The organism is Actinoplanes sp. NPDC048988 (genome assembly GCF_043197815.1).
In the GTDB taxonomy this organism is placed as follows: Bacteria; Actinomycetota; Actinomycetes; order Mycobacteriales; family Micromonosporaceae; genus Actinoplanes.
Genome location: NZ_JBICTW010000023.1, coordinates 117,872 through 135,323 on the forward strand (window position 1 = coordinate 117,872; position 17,452 = coordinate 135,323).

The 17,452-nt window shown below is 68.7% G+C and carries 16 protein-coding genes and 1 tRNA gene; 8 read left to right on the top strand and 9 right to left on the bottom strand.

Annotated features, from left to right (window positions below; translation table 11 throughout):
- Positions 1-19: 19 nt before the first annotated feature.
- Together ACGFJ7_RS42590 and ACGFJ7_RS42595 are read right to left on the bottom strand one after the other, a co-directional pair.
- Complete coding sequence (locus tag ACGFJ7_RS42590; protein ID WP_392647818.1) at positions 20-1,144, bottom strand: magnesium and cobalt transport protein CorA; 1,125 nt, start codon at positions 1,142-1,144, stop codon at positions 20-22.
- 56 nt (positions 1,145-1,200) lie between these two features.
- Complete coding sequence (locus tag ACGFJ7_RS42595; protein ID WP_392647784.1) at positions 1,201-2,295, bottom strand: PLP-dependent aminotransferase family protein; 1,095 nt, start codon at positions 2,293-2,295, stop codon at positions 1,201-1,203.
- 113 nt (positions 2,296-2,408) lie between these two features.
- Here ACGFJ7_RS42595 and ACGFJ7_RS42600 point away from each other — a divergent pair, with 113 nt between their 5' ends.
- The 3 genes from ACGFJ7_RS42600 to ACGFJ7_RS42610 are packed head-to-tail and all read left to right on the top strand — an operon-like array spanning position 2,409 to position 4,892.
- On the top strand, positions 2,409-3,140 hold the full coding sequence (locus ACGFJ7_RS42600; RefSeq protein ID WP_392647786.1) for a sugar phosphate nucleotidyltransferase: 732 nt from the start codon (positions 2,409-2,411) through the stop codon (positions 3,138-3,140).
- Positions 3,128-4,189: an iron-containing alcohol dehydrogenase family protein gene (locus ACGFJ7_RS42605; protein ID WP_392647788.1), complete on the top strand. Its 1,062-nt coding sequence runs from the start codon at positions 3,128-3,130 to the stop codon at positions 4,187-4,189. The genes ACGFJ7_RS42600 and ACGFJ7_RS42605 overlap by 13 nt, the downstream gene beginning before the upstream one ends.
- Positions 4,164-4,892, top strand: coding sequence for a CDP-alcohol phosphatidyltransferase family protein (locus tag ACGFJ7_RS42610; RefSeq protein WP_360247724.1), 729 nt, complete (start codon positions 4,164-4,166; stop codon positions 4,890-4,892). Before ACGFJ7_RS42605 ends, ACGFJ7_RS42610 begins: the two co-directional genes overlap by 26 nt.
- 923 nt (positions 4,893-5,815) lie before the next feature.
- Here the strand turns inward: ACGFJ7_RS42610 and ACGFJ7_RS42615 are convergent.
- Complete coding sequence (locus tag ACGFJ7_RS42615) at positions 5,816-7,402, bottom strand: hypothetical protein (protein WP_392647790.1); 1,587 nt, start codon at positions 7,400-7,402, stop codon at positions 5,816-5,818.
- 48 nt (positions 7,403-7,450) lie between these two features.
- Here ACGFJ7_RS42615 and ACGFJ7_RS42620 point away from each other — a divergent pair, with 48 nt between their 5' ends.
- Together ACGFJ7_RS42620 and ACGFJ7_RS42625 are read left to right on the top strand one after the other, a co-directional pair.
- Entirely contained in the window at positions 7,451-7,654 is a 204-nt protein-coding gene (locus tag ACGFJ7_RS42620) for a hypothetical protein (RefSeq protein ID WP_392647793.1), read from the top strand.
- A 356-nt stretch (positions 7,655-8,010) separates the two neighbouring features.
- Positions 8,011-8,724, top strand: coding sequence for a class I SAM-dependent methyltransferase (locus ACGFJ7_RS42625; RefSeq protein ID WP_360247718.1), 714 nt, complete (start codon positions 8,011-8,013; stop codon positions 8,722-8,724).
- Positions 8,725-8,765: 41 nt separating this feature from the next.
- Here ACGFJ7_RS42625 and ACGFJ7_RS42630 read toward each other — a convergent pair whose 3' ends face one another.
- Complete coding sequence (locus tag ACGFJ7_RS42630; protein WP_360247716.1) at positions 8,766-9,290, bottom strand: YbhB/YbcL family Raf kinase inhibitor-like protein; 525 nt, start codon at positions 9,288-9,290, stop codon at positions 8,766-8,768.
- A gap of 280 nt (positions 9,291-9,570) precedes the next feature.
- Between ACGFJ7_RS42630 and ACGFJ7_RS42635 the strand changes: the two genes are divergently transcribed.
- The gene (locus tag ACGFJ7_RS42635; RefSeq protein ID WP_360247714.1) at positions 9,571-10,776 is read left to right on the top strand and encodes a GAF domain-containing sensor histidine kinase; all 1,206 of its coding nucleotides are present in this window, start codon (positions 9,571-9,573) and stop codon (positions 10,774-10,776) included.
- On the opposite strand, the gene ACGFJ7_RS42640 is transcribed toward ACGFJ7_RS42635, so the two are convergent.
- The 5 genes from ACGFJ7_RS42640 to ACGFJ7_RS42660 form a co-directional block, all read right to left on the bottom strand.
- On the bottom strand, positions 10,762-11,409 hold the full coding sequence (locus tag ACGFJ7_RS42640; RefSeq protein WP_392647798.1) for a GNAT family N-acetyltransferase: 648 nt from the start codon (positions 11,407-11,409) through the stop codon (positions 10,762-10,764). The two genes, ACGFJ7_RS42635 and ACGFJ7_RS42640, sit on opposite strands and share 15 nt — an antisense overlap.
- Positions 11,410-11,446: 37 nt before the next feature.
- Complete coding sequence (locus ACGFJ7_RS42645) at positions 11,447-12,598, bottom strand: C40 family peptidase (RefSeq protein WP_392647801.1); 1,152 nt, start codon at positions 12,596-12,598, stop codon at positions 11,447-11,449.
- 286 nt (positions 12,599-12,884) lie between these two features.
- The gene (locus ACGFJ7_RS42650; protein ID WP_392647803.1) at positions 12,885-13,352 is read right to left on the bottom strand and encodes a DUF4352 domain-containing protein; all 468 of its coding nucleotides are present in this window, start codon (positions 13,350-13,352) and stop codon (positions 12,885-12,887) included.
- A 254-nt stretch (positions 13,353-13,606) separates the two neighbouring features.
- Positions 13,607-14,569: an NAD(P)H-quinone oxidoreductase gene (locus ACGFJ7_RS42655; protein WP_392647806.1), complete on the bottom strand. Its 963-nt coding sequence runs from the start codon at positions 14,567-14,569 to the stop codon at positions 13,607-13,609.
- A 34-nt stretch (positions 14,570-14,603) separates the two neighbouring features.
- On the bottom strand, positions 14,604-16,439 hold the full coding sequence (locus tag ACGFJ7_RS42660; RefSeq protein WP_360247704.1) for a ricin-type beta-trefoil lectin domain protein: 1,836 nt from the start codon (positions 16,437-16,439) through the stop codon (positions 14,604-14,606).
- 219 nt (positions 16,440-16,658) lie between these two features.
- Here ACGFJ7_RS42660 and ACGFJ7_RS42665 point away from each other — a divergent pair.
- Positions 16,659-16,743, top strand: a tRNA-Ser gene (locus tag ACGFJ7_RS42665).
- 168 nt (positions 16,744-16,911) lie between these two features.
- Positions 16,912-17,202, top strand: a complete 291-nt coding sequence (locus tag ACGFJ7_RS42670) for a hypothetical protein (RefSeq protein WP_392647809.1) — start codon at positions 16,912-16,914, stop codon at positions 17,200-17,202.
- Positions 17,203-17,452 lie beyond the last annotated feature (250 nt).

Below are 17,452 nucleotides of genomic sequence, written 5' to 3' on the forward strand. Positions count from 1 at the left end.
GGGGCCACTGTCTATATGGTCACAGCCAGCCGCTGCGCCGCAACGCGCGGTAGAGCAGCACCGAGATGATCAGAATGACGGTCCACCACGCCGGATAGCCGTACTGCCAGTCCAACTCGGGCATGAACTTGAAGTTCATCCCGTAGATGCCGGCGCCGGCCGTCCACACCGTCGCGATGGCCGCCCACGCGGCGATCTTGCGCATGTCGTTGTTCTGATCGACTGTCACCTGGGCCAGCCGGGCCTGCAGGATCGAGTTGAGCAGATCGTCGAACGAGGACACCTGCTCGACCGTACGGGTCAGGTGGTCCTGCACGTCGCGGAAGTACTTGCCGATGCGCTTGGGGACCAGCGCCACGATCATCGCCAGCGGGCGCTGCAGCGGCGTCACCGCGCGGCGGAACTCCACCAGCTCCCGCTTCATCTGATAGATCGCCGGGATCGGGCTGGCCTGGTCGCGGGCGAAGACGCCCTCCTCGATCAGGTCGAGGTCGACCTCCACCTTGTCGGCCACGGCCACGTAGTGGTCGACGACCCGGTCGGTCACCGCGTACGCCACCGCCCACGGGCCCTGCTCGAGCAGGTCGGCCCGGCTCGACTCCAGATCGGCGCGGACCGAGCCCATCTCGGAGGCGTCACCGTGGCGAACCGTGATGACGAACTGCTCACCCACGAAGATCATCATCTGGCCGGTCTCGACGACCTGCGAAGTCTCGGTGAGCTGGCTGTGCGGCACGTAGCGGGCGGTGCGCATCACCAGGAAGTGCACCGAGCCGAAGTTCTCCAGCTTGGGACGCTGCTCGGCCTTCACCGCGTCCTCGACGGCCAGCTCGTGCAGGCCGTACGTCCGGGCGATGGCGCCCATCTCCTCCTCGTCCGGCTCGTGCAGGCCGAGCCAGACGAAGGCGTTCTCCTGCGCGCAGGCGATCTTCAGCGCCTCGTCGGGCGAGTGGTGGCCGGGCAGGCGCTGACCGGCCACATAGACCGCGCAGTCGACCACGGCGCTGCCCGCGCCGTGACCGGGGCGAGCGCCGGTGACGCTGCCGTCGGCGGCGCCCAGCACCCGGTTCATCGCCCGAAGGGGTGCGGAGAGGGCTCGCGACAGCGGCCTGTTCCGTTCGCTCACTTGGACCTCCCCACACAGACGACGACCGGGCAAGGGTAGACGTACCCGCCCGGTCGCCGATCATGACTCTCGCGTCAGGCACGAACCTCGTCGATGGCGGCGGCGATCCGGCGCACGCCCTCGTCGATCTGGTCGACGGTGACCGCCGAGTACGCCAGGCGCAGCGAGTTCTTACCGCCCTCGAGCAGGAAGTCGCTGCCCTTGACGACCGCCACACCCTTCTTCATCGCGGCCGGGAACAGCTTGTCCACGTCGACGTCGCCCGGCAGGTCGACCCAGAGGAAGTACCCCCCGTCGGGCTCGGTGAAGGTGGCGCCCGGGATGTGCTTGCGCAGCGACTCGGCCAGCACCTGGGCCCGCTCGGCGAGCGCCGTGCTCACCGTCCGCACCGAGCGCTCGATGTCGCCCGAGACGCAGAACTGGTGCACGATCGCCTCGGAAACCATGCCGGGCGAGATGTAGAGGTTGGTGGCCTTCTTGGCGATCGCGTCGATCAGCGCGGCCGGGCCGACCAGATATCCCACGCGGACGCCGGGGCAGACCGTCTTGGTGAAGCTGGAGGCGTGCACGACCGCGTTGTCACTGTCCATCGACAGCATCGACGGCAGCGCGTCGCCGCGGAACCGGATGTCGACGTACGGGTCGTCCTCGAAGATGGTGAAACCGAACTCGACGGCCAGCGCGAGCAGCGCGTGCCGCTTCTCCACCGAGAGCGTGATGCCGGCCGGGTTCTGGTAGTTCGGGATGATGTGCGCGAGCTTGGGGCGCACGCCGGACTCGAGCAGGGCGCGCAGCTCGTCGACGTCGATGCCGTCCGACTGGAGCGTGACCTGGTGCACCTTGGCGCCGAGGTTCTGCAGGCTGAGCAGCGTGCGGTCGTACGTCGGCTTCTCCACCACCACGTCGTCGCCCGGCTGGACCAGGTGGTTGAAGAGGAAGGCGTCGGCCTGCAGCGAACCGTTGGTGACGATGACCTGATCGGCCGAGACGCCGTGCTTCTCGGCGATCCACTTGCGCAGCGGGACGTAACCGACGGACGTGCCGTAAGCGGTCACGCCGGCGGGGTCGGCGTCGAAGGCGCGCGCGGCGGCGGCCTTGAGGCCCTCGACGTCGATGATGTCCAGCGACGGAGCGCCACGGGCGAAAGAGATCAGCTGCTCAGCGGTCATGCTGACAAGCTTACGAGCAGCCTCTATAGAATTTTCGTCTGCCTCGCGCGGTCCGGGCTGTGGGACAAGGGCCGTATTGTGCTGCCTTTAAGAAGATTTAGGGAGACCACTTCATGATCGGCCTCATCCTCGCCGCCGGCGCCGGGCGCAGACTCCGTCCGTACACGGACACGCTGCCCAAGGCCCTCGTCCCGGTGGACGGGGACACCACGATCATGGACATCGCGCTGCGCAACCTCGCGGCCGCCGGACTGCCGGACGTGACGATCGTGGTCGGCTACCGCGCGAACGCCGTCGAGGAGCGCGTCGCCGGCTTCGAGAGCAAGTACGGCGTGAAAATCACCCTCGTGCACAACGACAAGGCCGAGGAGTGGAACAACGCGTACTCGCTCTGGCTCGCCCGTGACCACTTCGCGCAGGGCGTGTTGATGGTCAACGGCGACACCGTTCACCCGGTCAGCGTCGAACAGACCCTCCTCGACAACCGCGGCCCGAGCATTCTGCTCGCCATCGACAATGTGAAGAAGCTGGCTGACGAGGAGATGAAGACCGTCTTCAGCCCGGATGGACAGCTCACCAAGATTACGAAGCTGATGGAGCCGGCCGACGCCTTCGGCGAGTACATCGGGGCCAACATCATCGAGGCCTCGGCGGCGTCCGCGCTGGCCGACGCGCTCAAGACGACGTGGGAGCGCGACCCGAACCTCTACTACGAGGACGGCTTCCAGGAGTACGCGAACCGGGGCGGCGAGGTGCGGGCCGCGACCATCGGCGAGGTGCCCTGGGTCGAGGTCGACAACCACGACGACCTGGCCAAGGCGTGGGACATCGCATGCCGCTACTAGCCCGCAGCGTCCAGGCGCCGCTGCACATCATCGTCCGCCGCGGCGCCGTGGCCGACCTCGGACAGATCCTGGCCGACGGCCGCATCTCGGCCGGCGGTGACGTGGCCGTGGTGGTCGGTCCTGGCCTGGGCGAGCGCATCGTCGAGCTGATCCGCCCGTCGCTGCGGTCGGCCGACATCTTCACCACGACCGGCGGCACCCTCGACGCCGCCCTCGAACTGGCCGACAAGCTGCGCTCCCGCCCCTACGACGCGGTCGTCGGCATCGGCGGCGGCACCACCGTCGACGTGGCCAAGTACGCGGCCAGCCGCTGGGGTCTGCCGATGATCTCCGTCGCCACCAGCCTGGCCAACGACGGCATCGCCTCCCCGGTGGCCAGCCTGATCAACGACGGCCTGAAGGGCTCGTACGGCGTCCACATCCCGTTCGGCGTGATCATCGATCTCGACTTCGTGGAGACCGGCCCCGATCGGGTCAACCGCGGCGGCATCGGCGACGCGATCAGCAAGATCAGCGCGCTGGCGGATTGGGAGCTGGCGCGCGAGGTGCGCGGCGAGCCGGTCGACGGTCTCGCGGTCTCACTGGCCCGGATGGGGGCCGAGGCGGTGCTCACCATGCCCGGTGATCTCAGCGACGACGCCTTCGCGACGGTCCTGGCCGAAGCGCTGATCTCCAGCGGCCTGGCCATGGCAGTGTGCGGCAGCAGCCGCCCGGCCAGCGGCGGCGACCACGAGATCATGCACGCGATCGACTCGCTCTACCCGGGTACCGCCTCCCACGGCGAGTTGGCCGGGCTGGGCGCGCTCTTCTGCACGTTCCTGCGCGGTGACGAGCGGCGATTCGTCCAGATCTCCGAATGCCTGAGCCGGCATCACCTGCCCCGGGTGCCGTCCGATGTCGGGCTCACCCACGAGCAGTTCGTCGAGGTCGTGGCGTTCGCACCGCGAACCCGGCCCGACCGCTACACGATCCTCGAACACCTCGCCATGTCCCCCGACGAGATCAGCCGAAAGCTGGCCACATATGTCGAAGCAGTCGCCGCCCACTGACTCCACCGCCCCCACGGCGGCCGACTACTACGCGGTCAACCGTGGCGGTGGCCTGTTCAGCGAGGGCCTCAGCCAGCACATCGGCGCCCGGATCGCGGTACAGGCGTACAAGCACAAGATCGCGCCGTCCGTGCTGACCGTGCTCAACCTGGGCCTCGGCTGCCTGGTCTCGTTCGTCGTGGTCGCGGCGGCCGGCCCGGTCGCCGACGGCGACGTCTGGGCCTGGCCGATCGGTCTACTCGCGCTGGTCGGCTGGCAATTGGCGTACGCGTTCGACTGCGCCGACGGGCAGCTCGCCCGGGTCACCGGCCAGACGAGCACGGCCGGCGGCCGCCTCGACGTGCTGTGCGACGTGGCGGTGCAGATCTCCCTGGTGGCCGCGATCGCCGCCACCGCGGAGGCCCAGGTGCCGGAGACCCCGGCCTGGCTGCTGGCCGCCTTCGCCGGCACGTGGATGGTCAACCTGGTCACCTCGGTCATGCAGTCCGGCGCCCAGGCGGCCAGCATGGTCACCAGCCGCTCCCTCCCGGTCCGCGTGGTCAAGCTGGTCCGCGACTACGGCGCGGTGATCGCCCTGGCCGGCCTGGTTCTGGCCGTGGCGCCACAGTGGACAATCTGGTTCGTCGGCCTCTTCACTTTGGTGAACGCCGCCTTCCTGGCCGCCAGCGTCGTCTTCTCAGCCCGAGAGGCCCTTCGAGGCTGAGCCGCGGGGCGGACCCGCTGGGCCGTCCGGGTTGAGCTTGCTGAGCCGCCGGGGTTGAGCTTGCGGGCGGTCTGGGGTTGAGCTTGCTGGGCCGGGCGGGGTTGAGCCTGCTGGACCGCCTGGGGTTGAGCTTGCTGGGCCGGGCGGGGTTGAGCCTGCCTGGGGCGATCCTTCGGCGGCTGAGCAGGCCGGGTTGCGCCCACCGGATGGAGCTCGCCGAGGTGGGGCGGGGTGGGGGCCGGTCAAGGTTGCACCCTCGCGGGGTTGAGCCCTCTGCGGCTCGGCCCTCCTGGGTCAGGTCCGCAGGGGCTGTGCCCGGCGGGTTCGGAACCGCAAAGTCTGGGCCAGGCGCGTTGGAGCCCGCGCGGGTGGGCCGGTGGGGGTCAGTGTCCGCACAGAATGCGCCGGTCACGTTCAGTGCCTGGCGTGGGTGGGCCGGTCGGGTTTAGTGCCCGTGTGGGTGGGCTGGTCGGGTTTAGTGCCCGTGTGAGTGGGCCGGTCAGGGTCAGCGCCCGCGTAGGTGAGCCGGTCAGGGTCAGTGTGCGCGGGGTGAGACAGGCGGGGCTGGCGCCCGCGTGGGTGGGACGGGTGGGGTTGGAGCCCGCCGGGTTGGAGCCCGCCGGGTTGGAGCCCGCCGGGTTGGACCCGCCGGGTTGGAGCCTGCCGGGTTGGACCCGCCGGGTTGGAGCCCGCCGGGTTGGAGCCCGCCGGGGCTGGGTGGGGTCGGGTGCGGGTTGGGTTTGAAGCTCAGCCCGGCAGCACAGCCCGGCGGCGACGTGAGGGCGTGACCAACGACGGCCCGGCTATTACGGCGGGGGCTCTTCGCTAATTCCGTATCTCGGAAAGAGCCGGCGGCGAACCGATCAGCGCAAGCAAAAAGGCGGCCTTCTCTCGCGTTGGGCGTGAGAAGGCCGCGTCGAAACTCAGCTGATGTCGGGGCCGGTGAGGATGGCGTTGGGGTTGTCGACCAGGGCTCGGACGTCCCACAGCCAGGCGCCGCCGGTCCAGGTGGGCTGGAAGCCGAGGAGGTTGGTCATGGTGCGCAGCATCTCGGTGTCGCGGAGCTGGGGGGTCAGGACGATGACGGCGGCTTTCCAGTAGCGGAGGTCGGCCAGGGTCATCTCGCGGCGGGTGTCGGTGATCTCGGGGATCGGGTTGCCCTGGCGGATGGAGGCCATCAGGCCGCTCGTGGGGCGCCACGGAGGTGAGAACAGCGCGGTGCGGTCGCTCGGGTTGAGCGGGTTCTGGTTGGGCAGCAGGGCGTAGGCGCCGGCGATGCGCATGTCCTGGCCGGTGAGGGCGGACCAGCGCAGCGGGTCGGGGTAGGTCGAGTCGGGCAGTGGCAGGGTGACGACGGTGTGGTTGTCGTCGACGTACTGCTTCCAGGCGCCGGACGTGACGAATTCCGGGGTGGGCGCCATCGGGGTGGTCTGGAGCTGGATGGGCGCGAGCGGGACCAGGGCCATCGCCACGGCGGTGATCATGGCGACGCGGACCGGGCCGCGGGCGGCGGGCTGAGCCTTGATCAGGTCGGCCGCGCGCTGGCAGCCGAGGGCCAGCAGGATGCCGACGACGGGGGCGATGGCCATGGCCCAGCGGGTCGGCACGGCCGAGTTGAGCACCGGGACGCTGTGCAGAACGGACCAGATGCCGGGGATGCCGGTGTTGATGCCGTTGAGGAAAATTCGCGGTCCGAGTGACATCGCCGCGTACAGCAGCGCCACGCCGCCGAGGGTCACGACCGTGGCCGTCCGGCGCATCCAGACGATCAGGCCGAAGAAGAGAATGACCAGTCCCCAGCCGAAGAACGCATTCTCCTCGGCCGGGTTCTGCGCGAGCTCGGAGGCGACCGCGGAATTGCCGGCGATGGAACGGCTCGAATAGGTGGTGAACGACGCGAGGTCCGACCCGAAGTTCCGCACGAACTGCGGCAGGCCGTGATAGCTCTGCGGGCCGAAGAACTGGATGGTCAGCGGGTACGCCAGCACGGCCAGCGTCACCGTGCCGGCGACGGCCAGCCCGCCGGCGAACTGCCGGATCTCGCCGGGGTGGGCCCTACGCCGGACGATCGCCATGACCAGGCAGAACACGCCCAGGCCGACGGCCGTCATGAACAGGACCTCGAGGTTGATGAACGCCTGCCAGACGAGCAGGCCGGCCAGGATCAGGCCGTTGCGCACCGCACGGCCGGGATCGCGCAGGCGCAGCGTGCGCAGGATGATCCAGGGCACCAGGAACTGCGAGACGATATTCGGGTGGCCGCCGGCGTGCGAGATCATGCTCGGCGCGAATGTGCAGAACAGCGCGCCGACCCAGGCCGCCAGCCGCGAGCTCACGAAGTGGCGGGAGAGCGCGAAATACCACGAGATACCGGTGATCGCCAAAGCCAACGTGAGAAATACGTTGAACGCCACATGGGGACCGAACAGAAGCGTCACCGGTGTCATCGGCAACGAAACGGCCAGCACCGAGGTGTTGGCCATCATGTTCACCCCATCGGGGTAATTCATGCGATCGGAGAAGAACGGATATGCGCCATCGGTGAGCACCCGCGCACCATGCGCCATCATCCACTCAAAGAAAGCCTGATCCTGTGGATCATCGCGCAACTGGTGATCAAGATTGAGCCAGAGTGGCGCGGTGACGTACAGCGCGATGACGACGAAGGTCGCGCAGGCCAGGAGATCCCGCCATGCGGGAATGCGAAGTTGACGGACTTTCCGCTGTTCAGCGCTGCGTGCCGGCGCTTCGGCGATGGCTGATTCGAGCGCCACCAGCTCGGCGTCGAGATCCTCGGTCCCGGTCACTTGACGGGGCGGAAGCACGTTCCCGCCAGCCGACTGGCCTGTCGAGTCAATACCCGTAATCGTCATAGCGTCGGCGAGCCTATCCGAGGTCCGTAACGTTGCAGTGACAAGCGGGCCATGCGTGACCGAGCCGATATGAACGGGGCTATCCGGACGCGAAGCAACCGCATGCAGTACCCACCTTGCCTATGTCTCAATCAGGCAAATAATGGGCGGGCGTCCCGGTCTCAACTTTCGGTTACGAACCGAAGATGGTTAACTCTTCCGGTCCCGCTGTCAGCTTCGATCGGCAAGACGAGGGAACCTTACATATGGCAGACATCACTGGAGACCAGCGGATCCAGTCCGAAGTGCTCGAGGGCCTCGCCACGGCCGTGAACCACCGCCGGTGGTTCGTCGAGCTCGCTCTCCCGTACCTCGGGGACAACCCGATCGAGATCGGCAGCGGTCTCGGCGACTACGCGATCGAGTGGGCGGAGCACCTTCCGCGGTTCACGGCGACCGAAGCCGACCCCGACCGGCTCGTCCAGCTCAAGGAGCGGATGGCCGATCACCCGAACATCGACGTGCGGCAGATGCTGCTGCCGGCGGCCGACGCCAACGGCGAGTACAGCGCCGCCGTCTCGTACAACGTGCTCGAGCACATCGAGGACCACGTCGGCGCGCTGCGCAGCATGGCCGAGCTGGTCCGCCCCGGCGGCCGGGTCATCATCATCGTCCCGGCCTTCATGTTCGCGATGAGCCAGGTCGACATCGCCACCGGCCACATCCGCCGGTACACGAAGAAGACCATGCGCGCCGCCATGACCGAGGCCGGCCTCCAGATCGAGAAGATGCACTACGCGAACGCGCTGGGCCTGATCGGCTACTACGGCGCGACCAGCATCTTCAAGCTGGCCCCCAAGGAGGGCCCGATGGTCAAGGTGTACGACTCGCTCGTGCTTCCGGTGACCAAGGCCGCCGAGCAGATCGTGAAGCCGCCGTTCGGCCAGTCGGTCTTCGTGGTGGCGCGGACGCCCGCCTGACTTCAAGGAAAAAAGCCGCCGGCCCGAGGCCGGCGGCTTCTTCAGCTCTGGAACGTCGGGCGGATGGTCGCCCGGGCCAGCGTATGGAACGCCAGGTTGAAGCCGACGTAGGCGGGCGTCGCGTCCGGGCCGACGTCGAGCTTGTCCACGTCGATCGCGTGCACCGCGAACACGTAGCGGTGAGGGCGGTCGCCGGGCGGCGGCGCGGAACCGCCGTAGTTGCGCTCGCCGTAGTCGTTGCGGACGCAGAAGGCGCCGCCGGGCAGCGGGTCGACCCCGCGCGGCAGTTCGGTCACCGTCGCCGGCAGGTTGACCAGGACCCAGTGCCAGAACCCGCTGCCGGTCGGCGCGTCCGGGTCGAAGCAGGTCACCACGAAGCCGCGGGTCTCGTCGGGGAAACCCGACCAGGCGAGCTGAGGTGACACGTTCTTGCCGCCCGCGCTGGAGTGCGCGAACAGTTCGTCGAGCGGCCGGCCGTCCTGCAGATCTGTGCTGGTCACCGTGAAGGACGGCACCGGGGGCAGCAGATCGTACGGGTCCGGGGCTACGGCGCGGTCGAGACTCATGGTGATTTGTCCTCCGGCCAGATGGTGAAAGCTCTCTCGTTACGCAGACTAGCCCGAAACGCCGGGCTGTCACCCGATCGGGCGGACGCACACGGGGTGCGCGGTGTGTCTCCGGTACCGGGTGATGCTTCAGTCCGACATCCGATCGGGTGCGTGCGGCAGAGATCCCCGTGCCCGATGGCGATAAGCAAGTCGGCACCTGCTCGAACGAGCAGGTGCCGACTGCTTTATCAGGCTGTATCTGCCCAGATCGCGCCTCGTGAGGTGAGACGATCAGGCCATGAGAGCGCCGCTGCCCGCCAACGAACCGGCCCGGCTGGCTGCGCTGCACGACGCCCAGGTGCTCGACACGCCTCCCGAGGAGGACTTCGACGACATCGCGCTGCTCGCGTCGGAGATCTGCGGTACGCCGATGGGCCTGGTCAGCCTGGTCGACCGGGACCGGCAGTGGTTCAAGGCCAAGGTCGGCCTCGACATCGAGCAGACCGACCGCGACCTGTCGTTCTGCGCGCACACGGTCCACGGTCATGAACTGCTCGAGGTGCCCGACGCCGCCGCCGACCCGCGGTTCGCCGACAACCCGGTGGTGCTCCAGGAGGCCGGCCGAGTGCGGTTCTACGCGGGGGCGCCGGTGGTGCTCGACGGGGCGTACGCGGTCGGCACCGTCTGCGTCGCCGACCACGTGCCCCGCACCCTCAACGCCTCGCAGCGACGGGCCCTGCGCAGCCTGGCCAAGCACGCCGCGGTCCAGCTGGAGCTGCGCCGGTACGCCCGGCACGCCGGCGAGATCGCCGACCGGACCCGCCAGCTCGACCGCATGAAGGACTCGTTCCTGGCCACGGTCAGCCACGAGCTGCGCACGCCCCTGTCGACCATCCGCGGATATCTGGAGATGCTGCTCGAGGACGACTTCGACACCGACACCTCCCGCCGCTTCCTGTCGGTCATGTCGCGCAACTCCGACCGGCTGCTGCGGCTCATCGACGAGCTGCTGCTGGTCGCGCGGCTCACCGACGAGCGGATGCAGCTCGACCTGGCCGAGGTCGACCTGGCCGACCTCGCACACCAGGCGGTCGCGGCGTGCCGTCCGCTCGCCGATCACCGCGAGGTCAAATTGCGCGACCGTACGGAGGGTGCGGTGCCGGCCCGCGGCGACGCCAAGCGCCTCGCCCAGGCGCTCAACCATCTGATGGTCAACGCCATCAAGTTCACCGACCCCGGCGGCGAGATCACCATCGACTCGACGGCGAACGACGAACCCGAGCTGGTCATCATCGACAACGGCGTCGGCATCGCGGCCGACGAGTTGCCGCACGTCTTCGACCGCTTCTACCGCTGTCAGGCGGCGGAGGTGATGGCGGCCCAGGGCCCGGGCCTCGGCCTGGCCATCGTCAAGTCGATCATCGACGCCCACCACGGCAGCGTGCATCTGGAGAGCGAGCCGGGCGTCGGCACCACGGTGCGACTGACGCTACCCGGCTCCTAGGAACATTCCACGGCACAGATCAAGACCTTCCACCTGTACGGGGATGGAGCGCGCCGCCTCCCACGCGGCGCGATCGAGACGTAGCCGCCGGCCGGTCGCCACCCGGTCGCGGACGGCGTGCCGGGAGAGGCCGTCGTCGGCATAACCCAGCTTGCGCGAGACCGCGTACGACGCGTGGTTGTCGGCGAACGCCTCGGAGGTCGCGAACTCGGCGCCCAGCCCGGCGAAGGCCAGCTCGAGCACGGCGGCCCGCATCTCGGTGCCGTAGCCCCGGCCGTGATGCCCGCGTCCCAGCCAGGAACCCGTGCCCACCTCGCGCAGCACGGCGAAGTCCTCGGCGCCGATCCCCTGCGTGCCCACGACCCGGTCCCCGGCGATGGCGACCAGGCCGAGCTCCCACTTGCGGGGGCTCCAGTCGGCTCGCAGCCGCCAGTTCCACTGCAGGACGCCGCGGGCGATCTCATCGGCCGGCGCGTCCGTCCAGGCGGCGGTGAAAGGCTGCACGGCCGGGTCGTGCACGCCCCCGGCGGCGAGCTGGGCCAGTTCGGCCAGCAGCTCGTCGCCGGGGAGACGCAATTCCAGCCGGGGAGTCCGCAGAACCAGCCGATACAGCGGCCAATGGTCGCTAAGCATGGGCTGATTCTGCGAGCCGCCCGGAGCGGGCGCGACCCTATTTCAAGCGCTCGACGTGCAGGCCCGAATAGAGCTTGCGGTAGACGACTCCGGTGCGGGAGTTGCCCGCGTCGATCATCATCCCGCGGCCCATGTAGATGCCCACGTGCCCGGGTCCGACGACCAGGTCGCCGGGCCGGGCCTCGCCGGTCGAGATGCTGCGGGCCTGGGCCGCCTGCGCGCCGGACGAATGCGGCAGGTGGATTCCGGCCAGGGCGTAGGCGCGTTTGGTGAAACCGGAGCAGTCGAACCCGAACGGGCCGGTGCCGCCGTGCACGTAGCGCTTGCCCACCTGGGAGCGGGCGAAGGCGATGACGGCGGTCATGCCACCGCCGAGCGGGACGACGCGCTGAGCCCGCCGGGCCGTCGTGTGCCGGGTGATCACCGCGCGGGTGACGGCCCGGACCCGTACGGCCCGCTTGTGTGCCCTGGCTCGGGCCTGTTCGCGGGCCTGTTCGCGGGCGTTCCGCTCGGCGCGGGCGGCGCGTGCGGCCGCCTTGGCGGTTGCCCTGCGAATGGCCGCAACCCGGGCGGCGGCCTTCCGGATGGCGGCGGCCTTCCGGATGGCGGCGGCCTTCCGGATGGCGGCGGCCGGATCGTTCGTGGCTACGCCCGGCAGCGCCCGCACCACGCTCCGGACCATTTCCGGGCCCGCGTAGAGCGGTCCGGCGACACTGCCTGCCAGGCCGGTGCCGTCGAGCGGTCCGGCGGCGTGGCCGAGGGCTTCGGGGCCCTCGCGGAGCGGTTGCGGGCCGTGGCGGAGTGCTTCGCGGGCCTCGGCGGCGGCCTCGGCGGCCGGGCCGCGCAGGGCCTCACGCTGGTCGGCCACGGTCAGGGCGACCGCGGCCTGGACGGCCTCGTGGCGGGCCTCCTCGTAAGCTTCGGGGCTCATCTCCGGCAGGGGGGTGCCGGTGGCGAGCGTGCGGAGAGCGAGCGGGGTCGCGGCGGGCCGGCGTTCACCGGTCGTGCGGCGCTCGTGGACGCGTGAGGCGCGTTCGGTGGCGGCGCTGCGCTCGGCTTCCGTCGCCGCGAAAGCGGCGGCGGTCTGGTCGGAACCAGCGTGCTCGGCGGGCGGCACTGCCTCGGCGGCGTGCTCAGCAGGGTCTAGGGCCGGTGAGATGACGGCCAGCGCTAACGCGCCGGCGGTCAAGGCCCGGCTCGGGGACGGACGATGCAGTGTTGCCTCCGAAATCGGCCCGGGGCACTCGCGCGAATCCCTGTCGACGTGGCATTACCGCGGCCGTGTCGACACCGTGCGTTAGACGCACAGCAATGGGAACCCGGACATCTCGCTAATTCCGTCGACCATGCCAACACACATCAGGAATGTTTCGCGGCTGATTTCCCACAATCACCCTCGCCCAATCGAGGAAAGAAAGGACTTTTGAGGTGTCGATCGACTCAATTAGATTTCCGAAATATGCCCGTGATCTGCGTCAACTGACCGGAACGCGAGCGCCGGGACTGTCCATCGCACTGTGCAGGACCAGTTCCGAAAGCTGCGCCCCGGCGGGAACGTCGAACGGCAGGACGCCGTTCACCGTGCCCCCGGGTGCGATCTCCTCGAGCACCGTGGGCTGAAGCTCGTTGAGGAAGACCAGTGCCTGCTCGGCCACGCGGTGCTCGGTGCCCTGGGAGTCGATCGCGCGCTGGGCGCCCGGGTCCAGCAGTTCCGCCTCGGCCCCCGTGTTGTGGATGGCCACGTCGACCAGGCAGAACTGACCCGCCGCGCGCTGCGGAAGATCCTGCGGGCCGACCGACGGCACGCCGCACCGGCTGCCGGTGACGGTGAGTTCGAAATGGCCCTCGAAGGCCGACGGCGGCGCGGGCGCGGGGGCCGGGCCGTCGCGGGTCACGGCGTACGCCGCCGTACCGGCGGCGACCACGGCGACGGCCGCGCCCACCAGCCACGGCCACCGGCGTCTACCCCGGGGCCGTTCTTCGGCCGGCGGATGATCCATCTCCGCCAGTGGAGCACGTGCGGGGCGCAACGGCGTGTCGGTCATGAGACCTCCCGGGGCCTGGGTCGAGTGCGGCCCTCATGCTGTGCCGCCCACGGGCCCCGGCGACGTCACCACGCCGCAAATCCGGACCAACCTGTCATAAAGACCCCGGATCCGTCACCCGAAGGTGGTAACTTCCCCCTCGGAGCCTTCGATCACGGCACCAGCAGGATCTTGCCCAGGTGATCGCTCGACTCCATGAGACGGTGCGCCTCGGCCGCCTCGGCGAGCGGCATCGTGGTGTGGATGATCGGCTTGATGGCGCCGGCCTCGACCAGCGGCCAGACGTCGCGGGCGACGGCGGAGACGATGCGCGCCTTGTCGGCGAGCGGCCGGGCCCGCAACGACGTGGACGAGACCGAGCCCCGCTTGGCCATCAGCAACCCGAGGTCGAGCTCGGCCGTACGGCCGCCCTGCATGCCGATGACCGTGATCCGGCCGTTCGGGGCGAGGGCCTCGATGTTGCGGGCGAGATATTTCGCCCCGACGATGTCGAGCACCACGTCGACGCCGACGCCATCGGTGAAGTCCTTGGTGGCGGCGACGAAATCGTCGGTCGTGTAGTCGACGCACAGGTCGGCGCCGAGCTCGCGGAGCCGGTCGTGCTTGCTCGCGCGGGCGGTGGTGATGACCCGGGCGCCCAGGGCGTGGCCGAGCTGGATCGCGAACGTGCCGATGCCGCTGCCGCCGCCGTGCACCAGGAACGTCTTGCCCTTGCGCAACCGGTCGCGATCGATCGAGTTCGACCAGACCGTGCAGCTGACCTCCGGCAGCGCCGCCGCCTCGTGCAGCGACAGGCCGGTCGGCACGGGCAGGAGCTGCCCGGCGGGGACGGCCACCCGCTGTGCATAACCACCGCCGGACAGCAGGGCGCTGACCCGCTCGCCCACATGGCGGCCGGTCACGCCGGAACCGACCGCGCTGATCACGCCGGCGCACTCGAGCCCCGGATAGGCCGAGGCGCCGGGTGGCGGCGGGTAGAAACCCTGGCGCTGAGAGACGTCGGCCCGGTTGACGCCGGCGGCGGTGACGTCGACAACGACCTCGCCCTCCGCCGGCACCGGGTCGGGCACCTCGCGGAGGGCGAGCTTCTTGTCCTCGATCACGATCGCGTGCATACCCCTATCGTGCCCGAGGGGTACGACAGAAAACTCAGAGAGACCATTTCTGGTTCGCGGCGCCCGTACAGGCCCAAATTTGCAGTTTCGCGCCGTTGACCGTGCTGTTGTCCTTGACGTCGAGGCACTTGCCCGAGGCGGTGTTGACGATGTCCCCGCCCGGCGTGACCGTCCACTTCTGACTGGTGACGGTCCCGATGCAGTCCCAGAGATGCACCGCGGCGCCGTCGGTGGTCGCGTTGTTGGCCACGTCCAGGCACTTGCCGAGCCCGCTGATGGTGCCGTCGGCGTTGCGGGTCCACTGCTGGTTGGTGTTGCCGGCGGTGCAGTCCCACAGCTGCGGCTGGTTGCCGTTCGCGGTCGAGCCGCCGGTCACGTCCAGGCACTTCCCACCCAGGCCCTTGATGGTTCCGCCGGTCACTCCGCCCTGCGTTCCGGACCACGTGAAGGTCGCGGAGGTCCGAGCCGGCAGAGCGTACACAAAGGACTGACCGCCCCAGTTCACCTTGACGCTCTGGGTGCCGCCGCTCGTGTTGTAGGCGATCAGGGCCTTGGAACCGTCGGTGTTACGGAAGGCGACGTTGGGCACGGTGCCGTTGGCCGAGGAGTCGATCCGCACCGCGCCGGGCCGGACGAACTTCGTCAGATGGCCCATCGTGTAGTACTCGACGGTGTAGTCGACCTGCCCCCGCCGGGCATCGTTGCGGTGCACGGTGACCAGCCCGGTGCAGGTGCCGCAGCCGCCGTTGTGGGGGCCCATGTTCTCGTCCACGGCCATCGACCACTTCGTCCAGCTGCGGCCCCAGTTGCGGAAGTAGTCGATCAGGTCGCCCATGTCCTCGGCGTGCTGGTCGGTCACCCAGGTGCCGCCCGAGTGCTCGGTCATGTAGGCGTTCACCTGCGGATATTGATTGTGTACGGCGGTGGCCGTGGACGGGTTGCCGCCGTAGTCGTGCCAGGCGACGCCGCCGAAGTTCGGGTGGTTGCGAATCGCGGTGTCGGCGAGCAGCGGCGCCACCCAGGTGTCGTACGTGTCGAAATTCCAGTCGCCGACCAGCAGCTTCGTGCTCAGCCCGGCGCCCTGAAGGGCGGGCAGCAGGTTGGTCTTGGAGAAGTACTGGAGGCCGGCCGCGTTCCACTGCATCGACGGGTAGCCGGCACAGCAGGTCGGCTCGTTCTGCGCGGTGACGTAGCGAATCGGTACGCCCTGGGACTGGTAGCCCTGGATGTATTTCACGAAGTACTGGGCGTAGGCCGCGTAGTACTGCGACTGCAACCAGCCTTGGCTGTACGCGTTGTTGTCCTTCATCCACGGCGGTGCCGACCAGGGCGAGGCCATCACGAACATCGACGGGTTCAGGGCGACGGCCTGCTTGGTCAGGGCCATCACATCGGCGTCCCGGCCGAGCGAGAAGTCGTTGAGGTCGCAGCAGGTCGTGTCGTACGAGAAATTGTTCTGCGCCAGATCGGACGACCCGATGACGTTGCGCAGGGCACTGACCCCGATGCCGGCGGACGGGCTGAAGAGCTTGGTCAGCACCTCGTTCTGGGTGGCGGCCGACAGGGCGCCGCTGCCCCGGATGTCGAAGGCGGCGGTGTCGGTGAAGGAGGCGCCGGCCCCTTCGAACTGCTGGTAGGTGGTGTTCTCGTTGACGGTGATCGTCTGGTTGGCGCTGCCCGACCCGCCACCGAACGCGATCGGCGCCTGCTGCTGAAGCCCGCGCGAGACGACGCGACCGCCGCTGTCGCTGGTGGTGGTCAGATAGACGTTCACGGCTTCGCCCGCGGCATACGACGCCTGCGGCGCGACCAGAGCGGCCGCCGAGGCGACCAGGGCCGCCGAAGCAGCCCAACCGATCTTCTTGAACATGACTGGGGACTCCCTTGCCGGAGGTGGGGGCCTAGGCCGGGAAACGGTAAAGGCGGTGAACAATAAACATCCACGTCGATGTCGTGTCAACCGTCACGCCTGCGTCAGGGGAAAACGTTTCAGCAGCTCAGACCCATTTTCGCAACCTTGATACAAGTTCCTGGGCGAGTGCCTGCCGACACCACCCCCACCGTCTGGCAAACTGAGACAGCAACATCGGGAGGGCTCGCCTAGTGGCCGATGGCGCCGGTCTTGAAAACCGGTATGGGGAAACTCATCGTGGGTTCGAATCCCACGCCCTCCGCTCGATCCTGAGCAGCAAGAACCTCCGCTGACCTGCGCGAACGCAGGACCGGCGGGGGTTCTGTGCTTTGCTGTCGATCTCATTCGATCTCATCGCGGACCACTAGATCTCACTCATCGCGACCATGGTGCGACCACGAGACTATGACGCGAAGGAAGACATCGCTTAATGATCGACGCGACATGTCAGTTGCGCTGGTACAGCGGTCTAGGCCTGCTCTTCCTCGCGTTCATGCCAATTCTGAGCTTCACGCTGCTCGCGACCGACCCCGGCGCAGCAGGCAACGAGTTAGTCCCCGTGTTCATCGGTGGTCCGGTCAACCTGGTCGGCGCGGCGTTCGTCATCCGCTCCATGACGTCACGCGAGCCAGCAGCCTCTTCTCGCATGCTCGCCATCGGCGCTGCCTTGATCCTCTTGGGCGACGTGCTGCTGATTGGCATCCGCGCAGCCATCACATGACGCGCTCTCCGTGTATCGGCTTCGATTAGGGATACCCTGCATGACGTCGTTACAAGTAGAACCACCCTCAGACCTCGACTCCGATGCCAGCCAGTTGGCTCGGGCAGCCAGTCGCGCGAGCGTGTTCGTCCTACTTCGATTGGCAGGTGCCCGAGCTAGGTGTTCTGACCCGTGAGGTTGGGGACGCGGCTGGCGGGTGGTTGGCCGCCGAGTGCGGTGTGTCCGCGGTGATGATTGTAGGAGTGCAGCC

Coding starts and splice junctions, on each gene's coding strand:
- ACGFJ7_RS42605 (WP_392647788.1), top strand. CDS start 3,128: ATGCCGCTACTAGCCCGCAGCGTCCAGGCGCCGCTGCACATCATCGTC.
- ACGFJ7_RS42625 (WP_360247718.1), top strand. CDS start 8,011: ATGGCAGACATCACTGGAGACCAGCGGATCCAGTCCGAAGTGCTCGAG.
- ACGFJ7_RS42630 (WP_360247716.1), bottom strand. CDS start 9,290: ATGAGTCTCGACCGCGCCGTAGCCCCGGACCCGTACGATCTGCTGCCC.
- ACGFJ7_RS42620 (WP_392647793.1), top strand. CDS start 7,451: ATGCGCCATCATCCACTCAAAGAAAGCCTGATCCTGTGGATCATCGCG.
- ACGFJ7_RS42610 (WP_360247724.1), top strand. CDS start 4,164: ATGTCGAAGCAGTCGCCGCCCACTGACTCCACCGCCCCCACGGCGGCC.
- ACGFJ7_RS42655 (WP_392647806.1), bottom strand. CDS start 14,569: ATGCACGCGATCGTGATCGAGGACAAGAAGCTCGCCCTCCGCGAGGTG.
- ACGFJ7_RS42595 (WP_392647784.1), bottom strand. CDS start 2,295: ATGACCGCTGAGCAGCTGATCTCTTTCGCCCGTGGCGCTCCGTCGCTG.
- ACGFJ7_RS42635 (WP_360247714.1), top strand. CDS start 9,571: ATGAGAGCGCCGCTGCCCGCCAACGAACCGGCCCGGCTGGCTGCGCTG.
- ACGFJ7_RS42600 (WP_392647786.1), top strand. CDS start 2,409: ATGATCGGCCTCATCCTCGCCGCCGGCGCCGGGCGCAGACTCCGTCCG.
- ACGFJ7_RS42615 (WP_392647790.1), bottom strand. CDS start 7,402: ATGAATTACCCCGATGGGGTGAACATGATGGCCAACACCTCGGTGCTG.
- ACGFJ7_RS42660 (WP_360247704.1), bottom strand. CDS start 16,439: ATGTTCAAGAAGATCGGTTGGGCTGCTTCGGCGGCCCTGGTCGCCTCG.
- ACGFJ7_RS42640 (WP_392647798.1), bottom strand. CDS start 11,409: ATGCTTAGCGACCATTGGCCGCTGTATCGGCTGGTTCTGCGGACTCCC.
- ACGFJ7_RS42670 (WP_392647809.1), top strand. CDS start 16,912: ATGATCGACGCGACATGTCAGTTGCGCTGGTACAGCGGTCTAGGCCTG.